Below are 1,476 nucleotides of genomic sequence, written 5' to 3'. Positions count from 1 at the left end.
GAGCAATGATCAGAACCTGTGGATGAGCCTCGGCGAGGTGGCGTGAAAGTGGGCGCACCTTCCCGAGGATGATCATCACGGAAACAGGATCTCGATCAAGACCGGCGTTGGCGCGCTGGTTGGGAAGGTACGCCCATGCTCACGGTAGTTCACGACGCGGAATCAGCCAACGAGAACGGCAGCGGTGCTGGTCGGTCGCTGTTGGATGAGATCGTCCGCGACGGTGCGCGGCAGATGTTGGCGGCGGCACTGCAGGCTGAAGTAGCCGCCTACGTCGACGCCCATGCCGGTGAGGTCGACGACAACGGTCGGCGTCTGGTGGTCCGCAACGGCTATCACCACGAACGTGACATCCTCACCGCCGCGGGTGCGGTCACGGTGACCGCCCCGCGGGTCAACGACAAGCGCATCGACGCCGTTACCGGTGAGCGGCAACGGTTTTCCTCGGCGATCCTGCCGGCGTGGGCACGCAAGTCCCCGCAGATGACCGAGGTGCTGCCACTGCTGTACCTGCACGGGCTCTCGACGAGTGACTTCGGTCCGGCGCTGGAGCAGTTTCTCGGCTCGAGCGCCGGACTGTCGGCCACGACGATCACCCGGCTCACCAGCCAATGGCAGGACGAGGCGAAGACTTTCGGCGAGCGTGACCTCTCGGGCGCCGATTACGTCTACCTGTGGGTCGACGGCATCCACCTCAAGGTCCGCCTCGAGCAGGAGAAGCTCTGCCTGTTGGTGATGATCGGCGTGCGCTCCGATGGCCGCAAGGAACTCGTCGCCCTGGCCGACGGATACCGGGAGTCGACCGAGTCGTGGGCGGATCTGCTGCGGGGCTGCCGTCGTCGTGGGATGACCGCGCCGGTGCTGGCCGTCGGTGACGGCGCGTTGGGGTTCTGGAAGGCCATCCGGGAGGTGTTCCCGGCCACCCGGGAGCAACGCTGCTGGTTCCACAAGCAGGCCAATGTGCTTGCTGCGTTGCCGAAATCAGCGCACCCAGCTGCGTTGGCCGCGATCAAGGAGATCTACAACGCCGAGGATATCGACAAGGCCCAGGTCGCGATCAAGGCCTTCAAGGTCGACTACGGCGCCAAGTACCCCAAAGCGGTCGCCAAGATCGTCGATGATGCCGATGTGCTCCTGGAGTTCTACAAATATCCGGCCGAGCATTGGATCCACCTGCGAACTACCAATCCGATCGAGTCGACTTTCGCCACCGTGCGGTTGCGGACCAAGGTCACCAAGGGCCCCGGATCCCGCGCGGCGGGAATTGCCATGGCCTACAAGCTGATCGACGCTGCCCAAGCCCGCTGGCGGGCCGTGAACGCACCACACCTGGTCGCGCTGGTCCGTGCCGGCGCGGTGTTCCACAAAGGCAAGCTACTCGAACGGCCCGTTGGCATCACACCCGCCGAGAGCGACGAATCAACCGAAACCGAGGTCGCCTGAAACAACCTCATCCACAGGTCTTGACAATATCTC

Annotated in this window: 1 protein-coding gene; it reads left to right on the top strand. The window is 64.2% G+C overall.

Annotated elements, in window-relative coordinates; translation table 11 throughout:
• The first annotated feature begins 135 nt into the window (after nucleotides 1-135).
• Entirely contained in the window at nucleotides 136-1,443 is a 1,308-nt protein-coding gene (locus CSQ99_RS30555; protein WP_099042694.1) for an IS256 family transposase, read from the top strand.
• The last annotated feature ends 33 nt before the right edge of the window (nucleotides 1,444-1,476 follow it).

This window comes from Mycobacterium neglectum (assembly GCF_002591975.1).
Taxonomy (GTDB): Bacteria; Actinomycetota; Actinomycetes; order Mycobacteriales; family Mycobacteriaceae; genus Mycobacterium; species Mycobacterium neglectum.
Note: the sequence above shows the minus strand (reverse complement) of the source record. Positions and strands in the feature narration are given on the sequence as shown.